Source organism: Streptomyces sp. NPDC002776 (genome assembly GCF_053592195.1).
Genome location: NZ_JBSFVG010000008.1, coordinates 246,767 through 266,972, shown reverse-complemented (window position 1 = coordinate 266,972; position 20,206 = coordinate 246,767). Strand labels below are relative to the sequence as shown.

General features: G+C 72.2%; 20 protein-coding genes. 13 read left to right on the top strand and 7 right to left on the bottom strand.

Features of this window, described 5'->3' with window-relative positions; translation table 11 throughout:
- Nucleotides 1-213 precede the first annotated feature (213 nt).
- On the top strand, nucleotides 214-1,065 hold the full coding sequence (locus ACWD11_RS18845) for a sulfurtransferase (RefSeq protein WP_389420041.1): 852 nt from the start codon (nucleotides 214-216) through the stop codon (nucleotides 1,063-1,065).
- Nucleotides 1,066-1,687: 622 nt separating this feature from the next.
- On the opposite strand, the gene sepH is transcribed toward ACWD11_RS18845, so the two are convergent.
- The 3 genes from sepH to ACWD11_RS18830 all read right to left on the bottom strand — a co-directional run bounded on the left by sepH (nucleotide 1,688) and on the right by ACWD11_RS18830 (nucleotide 5,636).
- Nucleotides 1,688-2,722, bottom strand: coding sequence for a septation protein SepH (gene sepH / locus ACWD11_RS18840; RefSeq protein ID WP_451284172.1), 1,035 nt, complete (start codon nucleotides 2,720-2,722; stop codon nucleotides 1,688-1,690).
- 393 nt (nucleotides 2,723-3,115) lie between these two features.
- Nucleotides 3,116-4,432: a D-arabinono-1,4-lactone oxidase gene (locus ACWD11_RS18835; protein WP_451284170.1), complete on the bottom strand. Its 1,317-nt coding sequence runs from the start codon at nucleotides 4,430-4,432 to the stop codon at nucleotides 3,116-3,118.
- Nucleotides 4,392-5,636 carry an MFS transporter gene (locus tag ACWD11_RS18830; RefSeq protein WP_389420038.1) on the bottom strand — a complete coding sequence of 415 codons (1,245 nt, stop codon included), beginning with the start codon at nucleotides 5,634-5,636 and terminating at the stop codon, nucleotides 4,392-4,394. Before ACWD11_RS18830 ends, ACWD11_RS18835 begins: the two co-directional genes overlap by 41 nt.
- Before the next feature lie 199 nt (nucleotides 5,637-5,835).
- Here ACWD11_RS18830 and ACWD11_RS18825 point away from each other — a divergent pair, with 199 nt between their 5' ends.
- Entirely contained in the window at nucleotides 5,836-6,963 is a 1,128-nt protein-coding gene (locus tag ACWD11_RS18825) for a ferrochelatase (RefSeq protein ID WP_451284168.1), read from the top strand.
- Between the two features lie 8 nt (nucleotides 6,964-6,971).
- The gene (locus ACWD11_RS18820) at nucleotides 6,972-7,787 is read left to right on the top strand and encodes an inositol monophosphatase family protein (RefSeq protein WP_389420036.1); all 816 of its coding nucleotides are present in this window, start codon (nucleotides 6,972-6,974) and stop codon (nucleotides 7,785-7,787) included.
- Between the two features lie 93 nt (nucleotides 7,788-7,880).
- On the opposite strand, the gene ACWD11_RS18815 is transcribed toward ACWD11_RS18820, so the two are convergent.
- Entirely contained in the window at nucleotides 7,881-8,054 is a 174-nt protein-coding gene (locus ACWD11_RS18815; protein WP_015657365.1) for a hypothetical protein, read from the bottom strand.
- A 418-nt stretch (nucleotides 8,055-8,472) separates the two neighbouring features.
- Here ACWD11_RS18815 and ACWD11_RS18810 point away from each other — a divergent pair, with 418 nt between their 5' ends.
- From ACWD11_RS18810 to ACWD11_RS18795, 4 genes are all read left to right on the top strand, one after another.
- Nucleotides 8,473-9,126: a response regulator transcription factor gene (locus tag ACWD11_RS18810; protein ID WP_009191109.1), complete on the top strand. Its 654-nt coding sequence runs from the start codon at nucleotides 8,473-8,475 to the stop codon at nucleotides 9,124-9,126.
- 6 nt (nucleotides 9,127-9,132) lie between these two features.
- Entirely contained in the window at nucleotides 9,133-10,368 is a 1,236-nt protein-coding gene (locus tag ACWD11_RS18805; protein WP_451284166.1) for a sensor histidine kinase, read from the top strand.
- A 412-nt stretch (nucleotides 10,369-10,780) separates the two neighbouring features.
- On the top strand, nucleotides 10,781-11,077 hold the full coding sequence (locus tag ACWD11_RS18800) for a DUF4193 domain-containing protein (RefSeq protein ID WP_005481602.1): 297 nt from the start codon (nucleotides 10,781-10,783) through the stop codon (nucleotides 11,075-11,077).
- Nucleotides 11,078-11,090: 13 nt separating this feature from the next.
- The gene (locus ACWD11_RS18795; protein ID WP_451284164.1) at nucleotides 11,091-12,032 is read left to right on the top strand and encodes a hypothetical protein; all 942 of its coding nucleotides are present in this window, start codon (nucleotides 11,091-11,093) and stop codon (nucleotides 12,030-12,032) included.
- Nucleotides 12,033-12,075: 43 nt separating this feature from the next.
- Here the strand turns inward: ACWD11_RS18795 and ACWD11_RS18790 are convergent, their stop codons facing one another.
- A complete protein-coding gene (locus ACWD11_RS18790) occupies nucleotides 12,076-12,534 on the bottom strand; it encodes a DUF3093 domain-containing protein (protein ID WP_389420033.1) in 459 nt (152 codons plus the stop codon).
- A 58-nt stretch (nucleotides 12,535-12,592) separates the two neighbouring features.
- Here ACWD11_RS18790 and ACWD11_RS18785 point away from each other — a divergent pair, with 58 nt between their 5' ends.
- The 5 genes from ACWD11_RS18785 (at nucleotide 12,593) to ACWD11_RS18765 (ending at nucleotide 17,931) form a co-directional block, all read left to right on the top strand.
- The gene (locus tag ACWD11_RS18785) at nucleotides 12,593-13,177 is read left to right on the top strand and encodes a PaaI family thioesterase (RefSeq protein ID WP_451284162.1); all 585 of its coding nucleotides are present in this window, start codon (nucleotides 12,593-12,595) and stop codon (nucleotides 13,175-13,177) included.
- Nucleotides 13,174-13,725, top strand: a complete 552-nt coding sequence (gene dut / locus ACWD11_RS18780; RefSeq protein WP_451284160.1) for a dUTP diphosphatase — start codon at nucleotides 13,174-13,176, stop codon at nucleotides 13,723-13,725. The genes ACWD11_RS18785 and dut overlap by 4 nt, the downstream gene beginning before the upstream one ends.
- Nucleotide 13,726: 1 nt before the next feature.
- Nucleotides 13,727-14,488 carry a DUF3710 domain-containing protein gene (locus ACWD11_RS18775; protein WP_250071186.1) on the top strand — a complete coding sequence of 254 codons (762 nt, stop codon included), beginning with the start codon at nucleotides 13,727-13,729 and terminating at the stop codon, nucleotides 14,486-14,488.
- Nucleotides 14,489-14,692: 204 nt separating this feature from the next.
- Nucleotides 14,693-17,254 carry an ATP-binding protein gene (locus ACWD11_RS18770; protein WP_451284158.1) on the top strand — a complete coding sequence of 854 codons (2,562 nt, stop codon included), beginning with the start codon at nucleotides 14,693-14,695 and terminating at the stop codon, nucleotides 17,252-17,254.
- Nucleotides 17,251-17,931 (top strand): response regulator, encoded by a 681-nt coding sequence (locus tag ACWD11_RS18765; protein ID WP_451284156.1) that lies wholly within the window; start codon nucleotides 17,251-17,253, stop codon nucleotides 17,929-17,931. The genes ACWD11_RS18770 and ACWD11_RS18765 overlap by 4 nt, the downstream gene beginning before the upstream one ends.
- 20 nt (nucleotides 17,932-17,951) lie before the next feature.
- Here the strand turns inward: ACWD11_RS18765 and ACWD11_RS18760 are convergent, their stop codons facing one another.
- Together ACWD11_RS18760 and ACWD11_RS18755 are read right to left on the bottom strand one after the other, a co-directional pair.
- Nucleotides 17,952-19,091, bottom strand: coding sequence for an SGNH/GDSL hydrolase family protein (locus tag ACWD11_RS18760; protein ID WP_451284154.1), 1,140 nt, complete (start codon nucleotides 19,089-19,091; stop codon nucleotides 17,952-17,954).
- Nucleotides 19,092-19,102: 11 nt separating this feature from the next.
- Nucleotides 19,103-19,672 (bottom strand): TetR/AcrR family transcriptional regulator, encoded by a 570-nt coding sequence (locus tag ACWD11_RS18755; RefSeq protein ID WP_451284152.1) that lies wholly within the window; start codon nucleotides 19,670-19,672, stop codon nucleotides 19,103-19,105.
- Nucleotides 19,673-19,805: 133 nt separating this feature from the next.
- On the opposite strand from ACWD11_RS18755, the gene ACWD11_RS18750 reads away from it, so the two are divergent.
- The gene (locus ACWD11_RS18750) at nucleotides 19,806-20,204 is read left to right on the top strand and encodes an OB-fold nucleic acid binding domain-containing protein (RefSeq protein ID WP_250071191.1); all 399 of its coding nucleotides are present in this window, start codon (nucleotides 19,806-19,808) and stop codon (nucleotides 20,202-20,204) included.
- The last annotated feature ends 2 nt before the right edge of the window (nucleotides 20,205-20,206 follow it).

The window sequence follows — 20,206 nt, the reverse complement described above, 5'->3', positions numbered from 1 at the left end:
GCCGTGCGTCCCGGGCGCGCCGCGGTACCGCGCGCTGTGCCCAGAGGATGCCCGGTGTGCCGCTTCTCGTCCGTTTCCGCGCGATGGCCCACGGGTGTCGATCGGCTGTACAGCATGTGCCCGATCCCGTACGCCTCGTGATCGGGGCTGTCCGGCCGAGCAGAGTAGCCGGACCTGGACTTCGCGGCCACCCCGTACGCGAGGATGGGAGCCATGAACGCCATCATCTCCGCAACCGAACTCGCGGGCGACCTGGGCGGATCCCGTCCGCCGGTGCTGCTGGACGTCCGCTGGCAGTTGAGCGTGGCTCGAGCGGCGGGCGAGCCGCCCTTCGACGGACGGGCCGAGTACGCGGCCGGACACCTTCCCGGCGCGGTCTTCGTCGACCTGGACGAAGAGCTCGCCGCCGCACCCGGAAGCGCCGGCCGCCATCCGCTGCCGGATCTCGCGGAGTTCGGCTCCGCGATGCGCCGCGCGGGTGTCTCGGCCGGACGTCCCGTGGTCGTGTACGACGGCGGCCAGGGCTGGGCCGCGGCCCGCGCGTGGTGGCTGCTGCGCTGGACGGGTCACCCGGACGTGCGGGTCCTCGACGGCGGGTTGCCGGTCTGGGACGGACCGCTGGAGACGTCGGTCCCGACGCCTGCGGAGGGTGATTTCCGGCCGAACCCGGGCGCCGCCGGCCTGCTCGACGCGGACGGCGCCGCCGCACTGGCCCGCTCCGGGCTGCTGCTGGACGCCCGCGCGGGGGAGCGCTACCGGGGCGAGGTGGAGCCGATCGACCGCGTCGGCGGGCACATCCCGGGCGCGGTGTCCGCGCCGACCGACCAGAACGTCGCCGCCGACGGCCGCTTCCTGCCCGCCGAGGAACTGCACGCCCGCTTCAAGGCCCTCGGCGCCGACGAGGGCACGGCGGTCGGCGTGTACTGCGGCTCGGGCGTCTCGGGGGCGCACGAGGTCCTGGCCCTCGCCGTCGCCGGTATCCCCGCCGCGCTCTACGTCGGCTCCTGGTCGGAATGGTCCACAGACCCTTCCCGCCCGGTGGCGACCGGTCCGGATCCGCAGTAGCGCACGGCAGAGGGCGAGGGTTTGGGCCGGGACGGAGGTGGTCGGCGGGGCTGACGTTGACTGGCTTCGGGCGGGGGGGTCTCGGATCCGGTTCGGACGGGCGCGCGGCCCGGATGCAGTGACACCGAGCGGCGTGAGGCTCTTGGGCCCGTCCCGGCCCGGCCCCGGGACGGTGGTGGTCGGCCGGGCTGACGCTGACCGGCATCGGGCGGGGGCCTCGGACCTGGTCCGGCTGGGCGCGCGGCCCGGTTCCGCGGCACTGCTGGGCGGGGTGGACTTGTCGGCGGTGGTCGGCTCGGGCCGCCTGTGCTGGCTAAGGCTGGCGTTGACTCGCGTCGGGTGGGGTGGTCTCGGAACCGGGATCGGCCGGGTGGTCGGTCCGCGGTGCGGTCCAGGGCCGGTCCGGCCGGGGTGGGTGGTCTCGCACTTGGCCCCGGCCTGCATGACGGGTTTCGGGCGGTGCGGGTGGAGCGGCTGGTGCTGGCTGGTGGGGTCCTCGGACCTGGGCCGGGCGGGGCAGGGGACGGGCTGGGCCCGCGCCGCGTGGGGCGGGCCCAGGGCGGCGATCTGGCGGCGCCGCGTGGTCGGTCGTTACGGCGCCCTCGGCGGCGTAACGACCGGACTACTCCTGCTTCTTGCGGCGGGTGCCGAAGACGATCTCGTCCCAGCTCGGGACCGCCGCGCGGCGGCCCGGGCGGACGCCGTCGGCCTCGGCCTGGCGGTCGGTCGAGCCGATCAGCCGGTCGCGGTGGCTGCCCACGGAGCGGGGCATGAGGACATCGGCGTAGGCGGAACCGGCCGACGCCGCGGGGGCGGGCGGTTCCTCCGCCTCGGGCTCGACCGGGGGCTCCTCCGTCGCGGGGGCATCCGACGGGCGCTCCGGTACCACGAGGTCGCCGCGGAAGCTGGGCACGGCCTCCAACAGGCTGGTCAGCGAGTCCCGTTCGCTCACGGTCTCCTCGACCGGCTCGGGCGCGGGCAGGCTCGGCCGCTCCCGCTCGATCCTGCCGTCCAGCGGACGGTCACGGGGCAGCCGGGCGATACGCGGAACGAACGGAAAGCTGGGCTCGGGCGGCGCCGCGAGGTCCTCGGACTCGCCGATCAGCGAGCGGGCCTCGTCGTCGACGGCCTGGACGAGCCGCCGGGGCGGGTCGTACGTCCAGCTCGCCGAGTGCGGTTCGCCCGCCACCCGGTAGACCAGCAGCACCTCCCAGGTGCCGTCGTCACGGCGCCAGGAGTCCCACTGCACGCTGTCCTTCTCGGCGCCGCGCAGCAGCAGCCGCTCCTGGACGGCCTCACCGAGCTGGGGTCCGGCGTTCTCGCCGGGGCGGCGGACCGGGGTCTTGCGGGCCCGCTCGGCCATGAAGGCGCGCTCGGCCAGCACGGGGCCCTCGAAGCGCCGGACGCGGTCGACGGGAATGCCCGCCATCTGCGCGACTTCCTCCGCCGTGGCACCCGCGCGTATACGCGCCTGAATGTCCCGGGGGCGGAGATGGCTCTCCACCTCGATCTCGATCTGGCCGAGGCGGGGACGGTCGCCGCGTACCGCGGCACGGAGACGTTCGTCGATCGGAAGCGTGTACTCCGTCGCGTCGGCAGCCTTCAGCACCAGCCGTGTGCCGTCATTGGAGACGGCCACGACACGCAGTTCGGGCATGGGGACCTCCCGGGTGGTGCCTGCCGACGTCACGTGCGTCGCTGCTTCCGCTAGTCGAGTGTGGCCTGCCCGGGTGCAGCCTGCCACAACCTTGCCGAGTTGCCCGGCGTGTCGGGCACGGGCCCTGGATCGCCGTTATGGCACGGTTACCTATTCGCAACGCTAAGTGACTAACTCCGTCACCCTGTGCAACTAGCCCCCTCCAGGCGGTCCTTGAAGGCCACGGACGCCCTGGCGGGAGACCGGACCCAGGGCTCGCAACAGTACTCCATTTGGGCCACGTGCGTGGATTGGCGCGCCGCCCGAGTTGGCGCAAGAGGCGGGAGTCGGCCGCAGGGCAAGGGGGTTGGGGGATCTGGAATGTGGCGTACCTCACGCGGCCCGGCGCTTGTGCTAGGCCCCCAGAACCCGCCGCAGGTAGTCGTTCTGGAACAGCCGGTCCGGATCCAGCCGGTCCCGCAGCGCCGTGAACTCGCCGAAGCGCGGGTAGACCCCGGCGAAGTACTCGGCGTCCCGTGTGTGCACCTTGCCCCAGTGCGGCCGCCCCTCGTGCGCGGTGAAGATGCGCTCCGCGGCCGTGAAGTACCGCTGGTGGGCCCCCTTGGCCAGGTGGACGGCGATGTACCCGCTGTCCCGGCCCGCGGCGGTGGACAGGGCGATGTCGTCGGCCGGGGCGGTGCGCACCTCCACGGGGAAGCTGACCCGCAGGTTGGAGCGGTCGAGCATCGACTTCAGTTCGCGCAGCGTCTCGACGACGGCCGCGCGCGGGACGGCGTACTCCATCTCCACGAACCGCACCCGGCGCGGCGAGGTGAAGACCTTGTACGGGATGTCCGTGTACGTCCGCGCGGACAGGGCCTTGCTGGAGATCCGGGCGATGGCCGGGACCGCGGGGGGTGCCGCGCGGCCGATCCACTGGGCGGCCTGGAAGACGCCGTTGGAGAGGAACTCGTCCTCGAACCAGGCTTTGAACCGGCCCACCGGACGCTCGGGGCCCGCGCTGCGGTTGTTGCGCTTGGTGTTGGTGCTGCCGGTGTGCGGGAACCAGTAGAACTCGAAGTGCTCGTTCTCCGCCCACAGTTCGTCGAAGTCCCGGGTGACCCGGTCGAAGGTCATCGGCTCCTCGCGGGCCGTCAGCAGGAAGACCGGCTCCACGGCGAAGGTGATCGCGGTGACGATGCCGAGCGCGCCGAGGCCGATCCGGGCGGCGGCGAAGACGTCCGGGTTCTCCTCGGGGGAAGAGGTGAGGACCGAGCCGTCGGCCGTGACCAGTTCAAGTGCCCTGATCTGGGCGGCTGTCGAGCCCGACTCCCGGCCCGTGCCATGGGTGCCGGTGCTGGTGGCTCCGGCGACCGTCTGCTCCATGATGTCGCCCATGTTGGTCAGCGACAGACCCTCGCGGGCCAGGGCCAGGTTGAGCCTCTTGAGCGGGGTGCCGGCCTCCACCGTGACGGTCATGGCGTCCCGGTCAATATTGCGGATACCGGTCAACAGTTGAGGACGGATCAACACACCGTCGGTGGCGGCGATCGACGTGAAGGAGTGCCCGGTGCCCACGGCCTTCACCTTCAGGCCGTCCTCGGCGGCCCGGCGCACGGCCTGAGCCAGTTCCTCGGCGGAGGCGGGCGTGACCTCCCGCGCAGGGCGGGCGGAGACGTTTCCGCCCCAGTTACGCCACGTGCCGTTCTTCCCGCTCGCTGTGCTGCTCAACGGTGCCTCCCCGACGCGGATCCGGCCGCTTGAGCCGGCGGTACCCGAGGAAACCGACCGCGACCGCGACGGCTCCGGACACCGCCGGAACCCCGTACCCGGCCTGCGCGCCGGCCGCGTCGATCACCCAGCCGGCCGCGGAGGAGCCGAGCGCGACCCCGACCGCGAGCCCCGTGCTCACCCAGGTCATGCCCTCGGTCAGCTGCGCGCGTGGTACGTGCTGTTCGATGAGGGACATCGTCGTGATCATCGTCGGAGCGATGCAGAGCCCCGCAAGGAACAGCGCCACGGCCAGAAACGGCAAGTTTCCGACCAGTAGGAGGGGGATCATACTCACGGCCATCGCACATATGCCCAGCAGCCAGCGGGGTTCGGGCGCCCCCTTGAGGTGCAGCAGCCCGAACACGGCGCCCGCCGCACAGGAACCGGCCGCGTACACGGCCAGGACGATGCTCGCGGCCCCCTTGTGGCCCTGCTCCTCGGCGAAGGCCACGGTGACCACGTCGACGGCCCCGAAGATCGCTCCCGTCGCCACGAAGGTGGCCACCAGGACCTGGAGGCCGGCGGAGCGCAGCGCGCTGGTGCCGCGCCTCTCGTGCCGCGCGCGCGGGTGCGGCTCGGGCTCGGTGGCGCGCTGGGAGGTCAGCCAGAAGACGCCGGCCGCGAGGAAGCAGGCGGCGAGCAGCGGACCCGCCTCCGGGAACCAGGCCGTGGACAGACCGATCGAGAAGATCGGCCCGAAGATGAAGCAGACCTCGTCCACCACCGACTCGAAGGAGTACGCGGTGTGCAGCTGCGGGGTGCCCCGGTACACGGCCGCCCAGCGGGCGCGGATCATCGCGCCGACGCTCGGCACACAGCCGATGCCGGCGGAGAACACGAACAGCGTCCAGTCCGGCCAGCGGTAGTGCGCGGCCAGCAGCAGCCCGGCCGCCGCGATGAGCGAGACCAGGGTCGCCGGCCGCAGCACGCGCCGCTGGCCGTACTGGTCCACCCATCGGGAGACCTGCGGCCCGGCCGCCGCCGCGGCCAGCGCGATGGTGGCCGACAGGGCACCGGCCAGGCCGTAGCGCCCGGTCAGCTGGGACACCATCGTCACCACGCCGATCCCCATCATCGACAGGGGCATCCGGCCGAGGAAGCCCGCGGCGGAGAAGGCCTTGGAGCCGGGGGCGGCGAACAGGGCGCGGTAGGGGCTGGGCACTGGGGTCTCCGGTCGAGAGGCGGGCGGCTCGTCGAGGACGCGCCCGGCACGGCGCGCACCCCTGCGCCCGTAAGGCGCGAACACAGCTGATACAGCTTACGAGTAAGGCAACCCTAATGCACCCGATCGGCCGGTCGGAGGCCCAGGTCGACCCCCCGCACTGTCCCGGCTGTCAGTGCCGGGTGGCAGGATCGGACCCATGCCAGACGCGCTCGATGCCAGCCCCTACGACGCCCTCCTGCTGCTCTCCTTCGGTGGCCCCGAGGGCCCGGACGACGTGGTTCCGTTCCTGGAGAACGTGACGCGGGGGCGCGGTATCCCCAAGGAACGGCTGAAGGAAGTCGGACAGCACTACTTCCTGTTCGGCGGGGTCAGCCCCATCAACGACCAGAACCGCGCACTCCTCGACGCCCTGCGCAAGGACTTCGCCGGCCACGGCCTGGACCTGCCCGTCTACTGGGGCAACCGCAACTGGGCGCCGTATCTCACGGACACCCTGCGCGAGATGGTGCGCGACGGCCGCCGCCGCATCCTGGTCCTCGCCACCAGTGCCTACGCCTCGTACTCGGGCTGCCGCCAGTACCGCGAGAACCTCGCCGACTCGCTCGCCGCCCTGGAGGCCGAGGGCCTGGAGCTGCCTAAGATCGACAAGCTCCGGCACTACTTCAACCACCCCGGCTTCGTGGAGCCCATGACCGACGGCGTGCTGCGGTCCCTGGCCGACCTCCCGGAGGAGGTCCGGGACGGCGCCCAGATCGCGTTCACGACCCACTCCATCCCCCTCTCGGCCGCGGACACCTCCGGACCGGTCGAGGACCACGGCGACGGCGGGGCGTACGTCAGGCAGCATCTGGACGTGGCGCGACTGATCGCCGAGGCCGTCCGCGAGCGCACCGGCGTCGACCGCCCCTGGCAGCTCGTCTACCAGTCCCGCTCCGGCGCCCCGCACGTCCCGTGGCTGGAGCCCGACATCTGCGACCACCTGGAGGAGCGGCACGCCGCCGGTGCCCCGGCCGTGGTCATGGCGCCCATCGGGTTCGTCTCGGACCACATGGAGGTCCTGTACGACCTCGACACCGAGGCCACCGCCAAGGCCGCGGAGCTAGGTCTTCCGGTCCGCCGCTCGGCCACCGTCGGAGCCGACCCCCGGTTCGTCGCCGCCGTCCGCGAGCTGGTCCTGGAGCGGGCAGCCGCCGAGAGCGGCCGGGCCGTCACCCCGTGCGCCCTGGGCGCCCTCGGTGCGAGCCACCACCTCTGCCCGGTCGGCTGCTGCCCGGCCCGCGCCCCCCGGCCCGCCGCCGCGGGCGCCGACAGCCCCTACGCCTGAGGAGCCCCGTGACCGACCCCGTCCACACGGACCTGCTCCGTCTCGCCCGGCAGGCCGCGCGCCGCGCGGGCGACCTGCTGCGGGACGGCCGCCCGGCCGATCTCGCGGTGGCCAAGACCAAGTCGAGCCCGATCGACGTGGTCACCGAGATGGACATCGCCGCCGAGAAGCTGATCACCGACCTGATCTCCGACCAGCGCCCCGACGACGGCTTCCTCGGTGAGGAGGGCGCCTCCACCGAGGGCACCAGCGGGGTCCGCTGGGTGATCGACCCGCTCGACGGCACCGTCAACTACCTGTACGGCCTGCCCACTTGGGCCGTCTCCATCGCCGCCGAGCAGGACGGCGAGACCGTCGTCGGAGTCGTCGCCGCCCCCATGCGCGGCGAGACGTACCACGCCGTCCGCGGCGCCGGAGCCTTCGCCACCGGCGCCTGGGAGGGCGAGCGCCCCCTGGCCTGCCGGCCGGCGCCGCCGCTGGAGCAGGCGCTGGTCTCCACCGGCTTCAACTACGTGACCGGCGTCCGGGTCCACCAGGCGGAGATCGCGCACCGGCTGATCCCGCTGCTGCGGGACATCCGGCGCTCCGGATCGGCGGCGGTCGACCTGTGCGACGTGGCCGCGGGCCGACTGGACGGCTACTACGAGCGGGGCCTGCACCCCTGGGACCTCGCGGCGGGCGACCTGATCGCCCGGGAAGCGGGGGCCCTGACCGGTGGACGGCCCGGAGAGGGCTCCACGGGTGATCTGGCGATCGCGGCCACCCCGGGCGTCTTCGAGCCCCTCCAGCGGCTGCTGGAGGACTTCGGCGCCTGGCACGACTGAACCGCTGTCCGGCACGGCACGAGAGCGGGCCCCCGGCGCTGGATTCGCCGGGGGCCCGCTCCTGTGCGTAAGTTTTTTGTGCGCAAGTACTGATCAGACGCTGTACGCGCCGACTTCCACACCGTGCTCCGCGGCGAGGCGGCGCAGGTCGTCGAGCTCGCCCTGCTCCACCTCGACGAGGAAGTCGTCGCCCTCGTCGCGGGCCCGCGTCAGGTCGGACTCGGTCGCCCTTATGCGCTGCAGAAGCCCTGCGGTGAATGCGTCCATGCTGTGCCCCCTCGTCCTGGGTCGTGGGTCGGTGGCACCGGGGTGTGCCGTTCGGAAGGGGCGATCACGTCCCCTGTGGGTGCCCGGCGCTGCCCCAGCCGGGCGGCGACGGTGCCGGACATCCACGACCGCTCTGCGGAAAGCGGATTGCCGCGTACCGCATGGTGGTGCGGCACAAGCGGAGCGTGATCGCGGGGTGTAAAGCCGTCCTCCCCCCGCGCTTCCTCACGGAAACCTCAACCCCCGCAGAAAATCCCGCATTCCCGGGCCCGCACAGCCGCCCTTCATGCGCCCCTCACCCGCCTTACCGCCGACTTATGGCCGAAAAGGGCAGGATGGACGCCGACACACCCCACCAGACCCCTGCTCGCGCGCCCCAGCGGCGCTACGCGGGTGGACCTCAGGAAGGAACAGCGACGTGCGCGTACTCGTCGTCGAGGACGAGCAACTGCTCGCCGATGCGGTGGCCACCGGACTGCGCCGGGAGGCCATGGCCGTCGACGTCGTGTACGACGGTGCGGCCGCCCTGGAGCGCATCGGCGTCAACGACTACGACGTGGTCGTCCTCGACCGTGACCTCCCGCTCGTGCACGGCGACGACGTCTGCCGCAGGATCGTCGAACTCGGCATGCCCACCCGCGTGCTGATGCTGACGGCGTCCGGCGATGTGAGCGACCGGGTCGAGGGCCTGGAGATCGGCGCCGACGACTATCTCCCCAAGCCCTTCGCCTTCAGCGAGCTCACGGCACGCGTGCGTGCCCTCGGCCGGCGCACCAGCGTGCCGCTGCCGCCCGTCCTGGAGCGCGCCGGGATCAAGCTCGACCCCAACCGCCGCGAGGTCTTCCGCGACGGCAAGGAGGTGCAGCTCGCCCCCAAGGAGTTCGCCGTCCTGGAGGTGCTGATGCGCAGCGAGGGCGCCGTGGTCTCCGCGGAGCAGCTGCTGGAGAAGGCCTGGGACGAGAACACCGACCCGTTCACCAACGTCGTCCGGGTCACCGTCATGACGCTGCGCCGCAAGCTGGGCGAGCCCCCCGTGATCGTCACCGTCCCCGGCTCCGGCTACCGGATCTGATCCCCCGTGGCAGCGACCCCCGCACCGCCCCATGCGCCCCCCAAACCGACCTGGGACCCGAGGAAGCCGGTGCAGCCCTTCCCCTGGCTGCGCCCCACCATCCGGATACGGCTCACCCTGCTCTACGGCGGCATGTTCCTGATCGCCGGCATCCTGCTGCTGTCGATCATCTATCTGCTGGCCGCGAGCGCGCTGAACGTCGGCAGTGATCTGCCGTTCAGGGTCCTGTCCGGCCAGGTGTCCAGTGACATGTGCAACATGCGCGCCACCCAACTGCCCGCGGACGAGCTCAACCGCGCGCTGAACGAGTGCGTGAACGAACAGCGGCAGAACGCCCTGGACACCCTGCTCAGCCGCTCCCTGCTGGCCCTGCTCGGCCTCGCCGTCATCGCCTTCGCGTTCGGCTACGCCATGGCGGGCCGCGTCCTGTCGCCGCTCGGCCGGATCACCCGAACCGCCCGCGCGGTGGCCGGCTCCGACCTGTCCCGGCGGATCGAGCTGGACGGCCCGGACGACGAGCTGAAGGAGCTGGCGGACACCTTCGACGACATGCTGGAGCGCCTCCAGCGGGCCTTCACCGCCCAGCAGCGCTTCGTCGGCAACGCCTCGCACGAGCTGCGCACCCCGCTCGCGATCAACCGCACGCTGCTGGAAGTGCACCTGTCCGACCCGATCGCGCCGGTGGAGCTCCAGCAGCTCGGCAAGACCCTGCTGGCCACCAACGAGCGCAGCGAGCAGCTCGTGGAGGGCCTGCTGCTGCTCGCCCGCAGCGACAACCAGATCATCGAGCGCAAGCCGGTCGACCTCGCGGAGGTGGCCGAGCAGGCCGTCGACCAGGTGCACGGCGAGGCCGAGGCCAAGGGCGTGGAGATCCGCGGCAAGCGGGACCCCGCGGTGGTCCAGGGCAACGGCGTCCTGCTGGAGCGGATCGCCCTGAACCTCGTGCAGAACGCCGTGCGGTACAACATCCCCGAGGGCGGCTGGGTCGAGGTCACCACCGAGCTGCAGCACGGCCAGGCGGTCCTGGTCGTGTCCAACACGGGGCCGGTCGTCCCGGCGTACGAGATCGACAATCTCTTCGAGCCGTTCCGGCGGCTGCGCACGGAGCGCACGGGCAGCGACAAGGGCGTAGGACTCGGTCTGTCCATCGCGCGGTCCGTGGCCCGGGCGCACGGCGGGCACATCGCGGCACAGCCGCGCGAGGGCGGAGGGCTGGTGATGAGAGTGGCTCTGCCGGTCTGAGAGCGGCGACCCAAACAGAGATCGATAAGGCGACACTCGGACTTGTTCGCTTTGCGCGGAATTTTCTGGACGTGAAGTAAGAGGTACCGTGTGTGATCGATCACAGGGGCGAATTTCCAGCCATCTACTCTCCGTGATCATGCGAGCCGCCGGAAAGCCGGGATAATCCGGGTTTTCGGGGGTCGTGATCACGGGAAGTACACGGTGAGACGCCTTTGAAGTGCGGCATTGGGACCGTGTACGGTCCGCATCGCCATCCAAGCCGATCACTCTTGAGGAGTCCGGTTGGGTGTCGATTGAGTAACAGACCTTGATGTGAGGCAAAATCTCCGCCTCGGGTCGGGCACAAGTCCGGCCTCTCACGCGTTACGTGCGCTGGAGACACCGCAGACACCCAGAGGGGGAGAGCGACATGGCAACGGATTACGACACCCCACGCAAGACCGACGACGACGTCGACTCGGACAGCCTTGAAGAGCTCAAGGCCCGCCGGAACGACAAGTCGACCTCCGCAGTGGACGTCGACGAATTCGAGGCCGCGGAAGGCCTCGAGCTGCCCGGCGCGGACCTCTCGAACGAGGAGCTGGCCGTCCGGGTGCTGCCCAAGCAGCAGGACGAGTTCACTTGCATGAGCTGCTTCCTGGTGCACCACCGCAGCCAGCTGGCCCGGGAGAAGAACGGCCAGCCGATCTGCCGCGACTGCGACTGAGGGCGGGTCGGCCGTGACTGGCTCGACCCCTCCCTGGAAGCGCCGCTTCCCCGGCCGGGGAGCGGACCAAGGGCCGCCCGGCGGCCCCTACGGCGCGCGTGACGACGGGCGAGGCTCATCCGCTGACGGATCGGCCTCGCTCGAACCGGCGGCCGGCTCCGGCACTGCGCCGGTGCCGGCTCAGCCTCCTGCTCCCGTCGCCCGGCGACGGGCCGCGGTGATCCGCGACAAGGCCCTGGAAGGCGTCCGCAAGGGCGGCAGCCGCGCCAAGGCGGGCCTCGCCTACCTCGCCGACCGGATCATCGACAACGCCCCGCGAGTGCCCGTACGGGACCTCGCGACCCTGCGCAGACAGTTCCCGGGGCTCGGCCCCGAACAGCTCGCCGACAAGCTCGTGGCCGGCGCGATGACCGCGACGTCCACGGTCGGTGCGGGCGTCGGTGCGGCGGCGATGCTGCCCGTGCCGCCGGCCATGCCGGCGGAGCTGGCCGCGGAGGTCACCGGAGTCGCCGCGATCGAGCTGAAGCTGATCGCCGAACTCCACGAGGTCTACGGCGTACGCCCGCCGGGGAACCTGAAACAGCGCTCCACCGCCTACCTGGACTCCTGGTCGGGGGAGCGCGGCATCGACGTGACCAAGCCGGCCACGGTGAGCACGGCGCTGAACAGCCACATGAAGCACCAGATGCGCCAGCAGATCATGAAGCGGATGGTGCGCAACCTGCCGAACCTGATGCCGTTCATGGTCGGCGCGGCCGTGGGCGCGCTGATGAACCGCCGGGACACCAAGAAGCTGGCCGACCGGATCCGTGCGGACCTGCGCCGGATCCAGGTGCCGTGGGACGCGCTGCCCGATCTCCCGCCGCTGGAGACACCGGCCGACCCGCTGACGCTGGGGGACGTCGCGAAGGAGGTCCGCCCCAGACGTCTCGGGCGCGGATGGCCGGGGAAATGACCTGCTCCGGGTCCCCGTTCCGGGGACCCTTCGACCCTGTGTGCTAGGCCGCCTTGGCCGCCGCGATGGCCTCCGCCAGGGCCTCTGGCTGCCGCGTCGACAGGTACAGGTACGGCGTCGGGTCCTCGGGGTCGGTGACCTGCACGCGCAGCGCGGTCGGGATGTAGGCCCGCAGCAGCAGGAAGGCGCGGGTGTCGGCCTTGTACGTGCGCCAGGCCCGGGCCTCCTCGCGGTCCAGGACCTCCGCCTCGCCCAGCGCCGTGACCGGGATCTTCGCGTCGCCCGCGATCAGCGAGCCGCCCACCACCCGGATCCGCACCGCGCCGTAGGAACTGGCCACCACGGCCGCCGCGGCGGTGCCACCCACCAGGCCGCCGAGCATCGGCAGGGTGCCGAAGGGCAGCAGGATCAGCGCCAGCGCGAAGCCGGCCAGCAGCGACACCAGCCACCACGAGCGGGGGGCGGTGAGGCGTTCTTCGTACGGGGTGGCGGAGAGCTGCATGGATCCAAGCTTGGCACGGTGTCCGGAAGGCGCCGACGCGCGGGTAAGGTCTGCGGCTGTGAGTGGTACATCCGCAAACCTTCAGCCCCCGGCCGGCGCCGTGAAACCGGTGCGACACCCGGACGCCCCCGCGCCCGGTGAACTGCTCGGCGCGCACTACGGCCAGTGTTTCGGCTGTGGCGGCGAGCAGCCGCACGGGCTGCACCTCCAGGCGCGGGCGGGCGAAGGGGTCACCCTCACCGCCGAGTTCACCGTGCGCCCCGAGCACCAGGGCGCGCCGGGCCTCGCGCACGGCGGCATCCTCGCGACCGCGCTCGACGAGACCCTCGGCTCGCTGAACTGGCTGCTGCGGACCATCGCCGTGACCGGCCGCCTGGAGACCGACTTCCGGCGGCCCGTGCCGGTCGGCACCGTGCTGCATCTCGAGGCCGAGGTGACCGCGGTGGCCGGGCGGAAGATCTACTGCACCGCCACCGGACGCGTCGGCGGCCCCGAAGGACCCGTCGCCGTCCGCGCCGACGCGCTCTTCGTCGAGGTCAAGGTCGACCACTTCATCGACAACGGCCGCCAGGAGGAGATCCAGGCCGCCATGAACGACCCGGACCAGGTGCGGCGGGCCCGCGCCTTCGAGGTGAACCCGTGAGCCGTGCCCCCCTGAACGTGCTGATCCGCCGCGTCGACCCGGACGTACCGCTGCCGTCGTACGCGCATCCCGGCGACGCCGGCGCGGATATGCGCACCACCAAGGCCTGTGAACTGAAGCCGGGCGAGCGCGCGGTGCTGCCGACGGGGGTGTCTGTGGCGCTCCCCGAGGGGTACGCGGCCTTCGTGCACCCACGTTCCGGTCTGGCCGCCCGCTGCGGTGTTGCCCTGGTGAATGCCCCGGGGACGGTTGATGCCGGGTACCGTGGGGAGATCAAGGTGATCGTGGTGAATCTCGACCCGCGCGAGTCCGTGCGGTTCGAGCGCTTCGACCGGATTGCCCAACTGGTCGTCCAGCAGGTCGAGAGGGTCCGCTTCCAGGAGGTCGCGGAGCTTCCCGGCTCGGCGCGGGCCGAGGGGGGCTTCGGGTCCACCGGTGGGCACGCCGCCGTGGACGGCGGGCGCGGCACAAGCGGTCAGGCCGCCGAGGGCGGCACGACGGGTGGGACTAGATACGCTTCGGTCGTATCCGACCGGGAAGGACAGTGACGTGTTCGGACGTCGCAAGAAGAAGGGTGCCGCCGAGGACGCGGCCGGCGAGCCCGAGCAGGTCGTCGACGGCGTCGACACCGAGGCGGACGACGAGGGCACGCGCGAGCGCGTGCGGCTGGAGCCGGAGCCGCGGCCCGACGGGCCGTGGGACAGCACCGAGGTGCGTGAGCCCGGCGAGGGCCGGGTCGACCTGGGCGGGCTCTTCGTGCCCGGGGTCGAGGGCATGGAGCTGCGGGTCGAGGTCGCGGGCGACGCGATCGTCGCGGCGACCGTCGTCCTGCGCGACAGCGCCATCCAGCTGCAGGCCTTCGCCGCCCCCAAGCGCGAGGGCATCTGGGGCGAGGTGCGCGAGGAGATCGGCTCCGGCATCACCCAGCAGGGCGGCATCATCGACGAGGTCGAGGGCCCGCTGGGCTGGGAGCTGCGGGCGCAGGTCCCGGTGCAGCTGCCGGACGGCACGGGCGGCTTCCAGGTCGTGCGGTTCGTCGGTGTGGACGGGCCGCGCTGGTTCCTGCGCGGAGTGATCTCGGGCCAGGGTGCGGTGCAGCCGCAGGCGGCCGGGCTGCTGGAGCAGATCTTCCGGGACACGGTCGTGGTCCGCGGCGAGGGCCCGATGGCGCCCCGCGACCCGATCGTCCTGAAGCTGCCGAACGACGCCCAGATGGTCCCCGAGGGGGTCCAGCAGGAGGATGCCGGATCCCGGTTCTCGGGCGGCATGGGGCAGTTGCAGCGCGGACCGGAGATCACCGAGGTCCGTTAGACAGGCCTGAGCGAGAGGGCCGTACCCCCGAGGGGGTGCGGCCCTCTCGCATGCGGTCCTCTCGCGTGCGCGGGGGTCTTGACGGCGTACGAACCGGACTGCTCGCGGCCGCCACCGGGTCGGTGCGTCAGGGTTGTGTCAAGGACGCACCGGCTGCCGCACCCGGCGGCATATGCCCGGTTTGCGGGTCGTAAGGTCGACGCTGTGGGACGCGGCAGGCTCAGGATCTATCTCGGTGCGGCACCGGGCGTCGGCAAGACGTACGCGATGCTCTCCGAGGCGCACCGGCGTGCCGAGCGGGGCACCGACTGCGTGGTGGCGTTCGTGGAGCACCACGACCGGCCGCGCACCGAGGTGCTGCTGCACGGCCTGGAGCAGATCCCGCGCCGGACGCCGGCCTACCGCGGCGGCACCTTCTCCGAGATGGACGTCGACGCCGTCCTCGCCCGGCGGCCCCGGGTGGCGCTGGTGGACGAGCTCGCCCACACCAATGTCCCCGGCTCCCGCAACGCCAAGCGCTGGCAGGACGTCGAGGAGCTGCTCGCGGCCGGGATCGACGTCATATCGACGGTCAACATCCAGCACCTGGAGTCGCTGGGCGACGTCGTGGAGTCCATCACCGGCGTACGGCAGCGGGAGACCGTGCCGGACGAGGTGGTGCGCCGCGCCGACCAGATCGAGCTGGTCGACATGTCCCCGCAGGCCCTGCGCCGGCGGCTGGCGCACGGCAACGTCTACCGGCCCGACAAGGTCGACGCGGCCCTGTCCCACTACTTCCGGCCCGGCAACCTCACCGCTCTGCGCGAGCTGGCGCTGCTGTGGGTGGCCGACCGGGCCGATGAGTACCTGCGCGCCTACCGCGGCGAGCACCGGGTGTCGAGGATCTGGGGCTCGCGCGAGCGGATCGTGGTCGGTGTCACCGGCGGCCCCGAGGGCCGGACCCTGATCCGGCGGGCCGCGCGGCTGGCCGAGAAGGGCGCCGGCGGTGAGGTCCTCGCCGTCTACATCGCCCGCAGCGATGGCCTGACCTCGGCCTCGCCCGAGGAACTCGCCGTACAGCGCACCCTCGTGGAGGAGCTGGGCGGCACCTTCCACCATGTCGTGGGCGACGACATCCCGGCCGCCCTGCTGGACTTCGCGCGCGGGGTGAACGCCACCCAGATCGTGCTCGGCTCCTCGCGCCGCAAGACCTGGCAGTACGTCTTCGGGCCCGGCGTCGGGGCGACCGTCGCCCGGGAGTCGGGGCCCGACCTCGACGTGCACATCGTCACCCACGAAGAGGCCGCCAAGGGGCGCGGGCTGCCGGTCGCCCGGGGAGCCCGGCTCGGCCGGTCGCGGATCGTGTGGGGCTGGCTGGCCGGGGTCGGCGGTCCGGCCCTGCTCACCCTGCTGCTGACCCACGTCGACGCCGACCTGGGCCTCACCAACGACATGCTGCTGTTCCTGGCCCTGACGGTGGCGGCGGCACTGCTCGGCGGGCTGCTGCCCGCGCTGGCCTCGGCGCTGACCGGATCGCTGCTGCTGAACTGGTTCTTCACCGCGCCCGTGCACCGGATCACCATCGCCGACCCGAAGAACATCCTGGCCCTGGTGATCTTCGTGGCCGTGGCGGTGTCGGTGGCCTCGGTGGTCGACCTCGCCGCCCGCCGCACCCACCAGGCCGCCCGGCTGCGCGCCGAGTCCGAGATCCTCTCCTTCCTCGCCGGGGACGTGCTGCGCGGCGAGACCAGCGTCGAGGCGCTGCTGGAACGGGTCCGGGAGACCTTCGGGATGGAGTCGGCGGCCCTGCTGGAGCGGGCGGGCGACCTCGATCCATGGACCTGCGCCGGCAGCGCCGGCCAGGGCGGGCCCGTGCGGCGGCCCGAGGACGCGGACGTGGACATGCCGGTCGGCGATCACCTGGCGCTGGCGCTGACCGGCCGGGTGCTCCCCGCCGAGGACCGCCGGGTGCTGGCCGCGTTCGCCGCGCAGGCCGCCGTCGTCCTGGACCGGCGCCGGCTCCACGAGGAGGCCGAGCAGGCCCGCGCGCTGGCCGAGGGCAACCGCATCCGTACGGCGCTGCTGGCCGCCGTCAGCCACGATCTGCGCACTCCGCTCGCGGGGATCAAGGCGGCCGTGAGCAGCCTGCGCTCGGACGACGTGGCCTGGTCGCAGGAGGACGAGGCGGAGCTGCTGGCCGGGATCGAGGAGGGCGCCGACCGCCTCGACCACCTGGTCGGCAACCTGCTCGACATGTCCCGCCTGCAGACCGGCACGGTCAGCGCGATCCTCCGCGGGACCGGCCTGGACGAAGTGGTGCCGGTGGCGCTCGGCGGGGTGCCCGAGGACAGCGTCGAACTCGACATCCCCGAGACCCTGCCCATCGTCGCCGTCGACCCCGGGCTGCTGGAGCGCTCGGTCGCCAACGTCGTCGAGAACGCCGTCAAGTACAGCCCGCCCGGCGCCCGCGTCCTCGTCTCCGCCAGCTCCCTCGCCGACCGCGTCGAGGTACGGGTCGTGGACCGCGGACCCGGTGTCCCCGATGACGCCAAGGAGCGGATCTTCGCGCCCTTCCAGCGGTACGGTGACGCGCCGCGCGGGGCCGGGGTGGGACTAGGGCTCGCGGTGGCGCGGGGGTTCGCGGAGGCGATGGGCGGGACGCTGAACGCGGAGGACACCCCGGGCGGCGGCCTGACGATGGTGTTCACGCTCCGCGTAGCCGCCGGCGAACTCGTACTGCCCCCCGTACCGGACGTACCCCAACCCGAAAGGCAGGAGGCCCCATGACCCGGGTGCTCGTGATCGACGACGATCCGCAGATCGTGCGGGCCCTGGTGATCAACCTCAAGGCCCGCAAGTACGAGGTGGACGCCGCGCACGACGGCGCCGGCGCCCTCCAACTCGCCGCCGCCCGCCATCCTGATGTGGTCGTCCTCGACCTCGGTCTGCCCGACATGGACGGCGTCGACGTCATCCGGGGTCTGCGCGGCTGGACCCGGGTGCCGGTCCTCGTGCTGTCCGCCCGGCACTCCTCCGACGAGAAGGTCGAGGCGCTGGACGCGGGCGCCGACGACTACGTCACCAAGCCGTTCGGCATGGACGAGCTGCTGGCCCGGCTGCGGGCGGCGGTCCGGCGCGCCGAGCCGCTCGGCGGCGATGAGGAGGTGATCGTCGAGACGGGCACGTTCACCGTCGATCTGGCCGCGAAGAAGGTCAACCGTGCCGGGGCCGACGTCCGGCTGACGCCGACCGAGTGGCACCTGCTGGAGGTCCTGGTCCGCAACGCCGGGCGGCTGGTCGGCCAGAAGCAGCTGCTGCAGGAGGTCTGGGGGCCGTCCTACGGGACCGAGACGAACTATCTGCGGGTGTACATGGCCCAGTTGAGACGGAAGCTGGAGGCGGACCCCTCGCACCCGAAGCACTTCGTCACGGAACCCGGGATGGGGTACCGCTTCGAGCGCTGACCAGGGCTGACCAGGGCTGACTAGGCCTGGAGGACGAGTTTCGCGAAGCGGTCGCCGATCAGGCGGTGGGTGGCCGCGTCCGGGTGGAGGTCGTCGGGAAGGGGGAACTCGGCCCAGTCCTGTTCGCCGTAGAGGTCCAGGCCGTCGAGGTAGCCGAGGTTCGGGTCCTCGGGGGTGCGCTGTTCGACGATCCGGGACAGCTCCTCGCGGATCACCTTGAGGGTCAGTTTGCCGGTGGCCCGCTCCGCGGGGTCGCCGAGGGCCTGGAACTTCAGGTGTCCGGTGCTCAGGGCGGCCGGGTCGAAGGCGCCGGGGCCCGGGGTGTCCTCGTGGATGGGGCACAGGATCGGGGAGACGACCAGCAGCGGGGTGTCGGGGTGGCCGTCGCGGATGGTGTCGAGGAAGCCGTGGACGGCGGGCGTGAAGGCGCGCAGCCGCATCAGGTCCAGGTTGACCAGGTTGATGCCGATCTTGACGCTGATCATGTCGGCCGGGGTGTCCCGCATCGCGCGGGCGGTGAAGGGGTCCAGGAGGGCGCTGCCGCCGAAGCCCAGGTTGATCAGCTCCACTCCGGCCAGGGTCGCGGCGCGGGCGGGCCAGATGCCGGTGGGGCTCGCCGCGTCGGAGCCGTGGCTGATGGAACTGCCGTGGTGCAGCCAGACCTTGCGGCCGCGGTCGGGCAGGGGCTCGACGGGGGCGTCGGCGCGCAGGTCCACCAGTTCGGTGGTCTCGTTGTGCGGCAGCCAGATCTCCACGTCCTTCTCGCGGGCCGGCAGCCCGGAGAAGAGCACCGTGGCGACCGGTCCGGGGCGGTGCTCGGTGGTGCCGGTGGCCATGTCGACGATCAGGGTGTTGCCGCCGGCCGCCACGGCCTGGTGGGTCAGCGTGCCGTCGACGAGCAGGTCGTACAGGCCGTCCGGGCGGGGCGGGACGCCGACGTAGGACCGCTTGGTGGGGAGCGTGTCCAGTTCGACGGTGGTGGCCCGGGTGCGGAAGGCGAGGCGTACGCCGGAGGGCTGGGACTCGACCATGGCGAGCTGGGGGTCGGCGCACTGGGCGCGGGCCCGCGCGGGGAGCCGGTGCGGGAGCAGCCCGTGCTCGGTGCGCTCCAGGTCGAGGGCGCCGCGGACGAGGGCGGGGGTGAGGGGCGTCGTCTGCATGGAGTGGGCTTTCAGGAGGGGGGCCAGGTGCGCAGGGTGGCGTCGAGGGCATCCAGGATCCGCGTCCAGGACTCCTCGCTGCCGGGGGAGCTGTGGCTGAAGCCGCCGGCCAGTTCCAGGTCGACGTAGCCGTGGAAGACGCTGCCCAGGAGGCGGACGGCGTGGGTCTGGTCCGGCTCGGCCAGGTCGTAGCCGCGCAGGATCGCCCGGGTCATCTGGGCGTGCCGCACCCCGGCGCTGCGGGCGGCCGTCTCGGGGTCGAGGCGGTAGCGGGTCGCGGCGTAGCGGCCGGGGTGGGAGCGGGCGTAGTCGCGGTAGACGTCGGCGAACGCGGTCAGGGCGTCCTTGCCGGCCCGGCCCGCCAGGGCGTCCGCCGCCCGGTCGGCGAGCTCCTCCAGGGCGAGCAGGGCGATGCGGGTCCTGAGCTCGTGGGAGTTCTTCAGATGCGAGTACAGGCTCGCGACCTTCACGTCGAACCGGCGGGCGAGCTCCGAGACGGTCACCCGGTCGAAGCCGACCTCGTCGGCCAGCTCCGCCCCGGCCCGGGTCAGCAGCTCCGGGGTGAGTCCTGCACGTACCATGATCGCCCTTCCTTTTGCCGAAAGCCATTATGGGATTGCCTAAAGGTTTTAGGCAAGTCGGGGCCGGTCCCACCGTCTCCCGCCGCTCCCCGGGGGTTACGTAGGTGTCGGTGTGCCCCGGTACGCTTCAGACATGAGTTCTGTTCCTCGATCCGAGAAACCGGCGGGCCGGTTCCGGCGCATGCTCGACCGGCTCTCCTCGTCGCAGGAGGACCTGGAGTCCGAGGAACTGCGCGAGGACTCCGCGACGGCCGGCTGTACCCGCATCGGTGACTGCCGGGACCGACAGATAGTCACGGTTACTGGTACCTTGCGCACGGTCACCCTGCGGCCGCGTGCCGGGGTCCCGGCCCTGGAGGCCGAGCTGTTCGACGGCTCCGCCGCGCTGGACGTGGTGTGGCTCGGCAGACGCTCCATCGTGGGCATAGAGCCGGGGCGCAAGCTGATCGCATCGGGCCGGATCTCGATGAGCCGGGGCCGCCGGGTGCTGTTCAACCCGAAATACGAACTGAGACCGCTCGGACGGGAGTAGCC

Excerpts from the sequence above, each read along its gene's own strand:
- ACWD11_RS18765 (WP_451284156.1), top strand. The coding sequence starts at position 17,251 with ATGACCCGGGTGCTCGTGATCGACGACGATCCGCAGATCGTGCGGGCC.
- ACWD11_RS18800 (WP_005481602.1), top strand. The coding sequence starts at position 10,781 with ATGGCAACGGATTACGACACCCCACGCAAGACCGACGACGACGTCGAC.
- ACWD11_RS18760 (WP_451284154.1), bottom strand. The coding sequence starts at position 19,091 with ATGCAGACGACGCCCCTCACCCCCGCCCTCGTCCGCGGCGCCCTCGAC.
- ACWD11_RS18750 (WP_250071191.1), top strand. The coding sequence starts at position 19,806 with ATGAGTTCTGTTCCTCGATCCGAGAAACCGGCGGGCCGGTTCCGGCGC.
- ACWD11_RS18845 (WP_389420041.1), top strand. The coding sequence starts at position 214 with ATGAACGCCATCATCTCCGCAACCGAACTCGCGGGCGACCTGGGCGGA.
- ACWD11_RS18755 (WP_451284152.1), bottom strand. The coding sequence starts at position 19,672 with ATGGTACGTGCAGGACTCACCCCGGAGCTGCTGACCCGGGCCGGGGCG.
- ACWD11_RS18790 (WP_389420033.1), bottom strand. The coding sequence starts at position 12,534 with ATGCAGCTCTCCGCCACCCCGTACGAAGAACGCCTCACCGCCCCCCGC.
- ACWD11_RS18815 (WP_015657365.1), bottom strand. The coding sequence starts at position 8,054 with ATGGACGCATTCACCGCAGGGCTTCTGCAGCGCATAAGGGCGACCGAG.
- sepH (WP_451284172.1), bottom strand. The coding sequence starts at position 2,722 with ATGCCCGAACTGCGTGTCGTGGCCGTCTCCAATGACGGCACACGGCTG.
- ACWD11_RS18825 (WP_451284168.1), top strand. The coding sequence starts at position 5,836 with ATGCCAGACGCGCTCGATGCCAGCCCCTACGACGCCCTCCTGCTGCTC.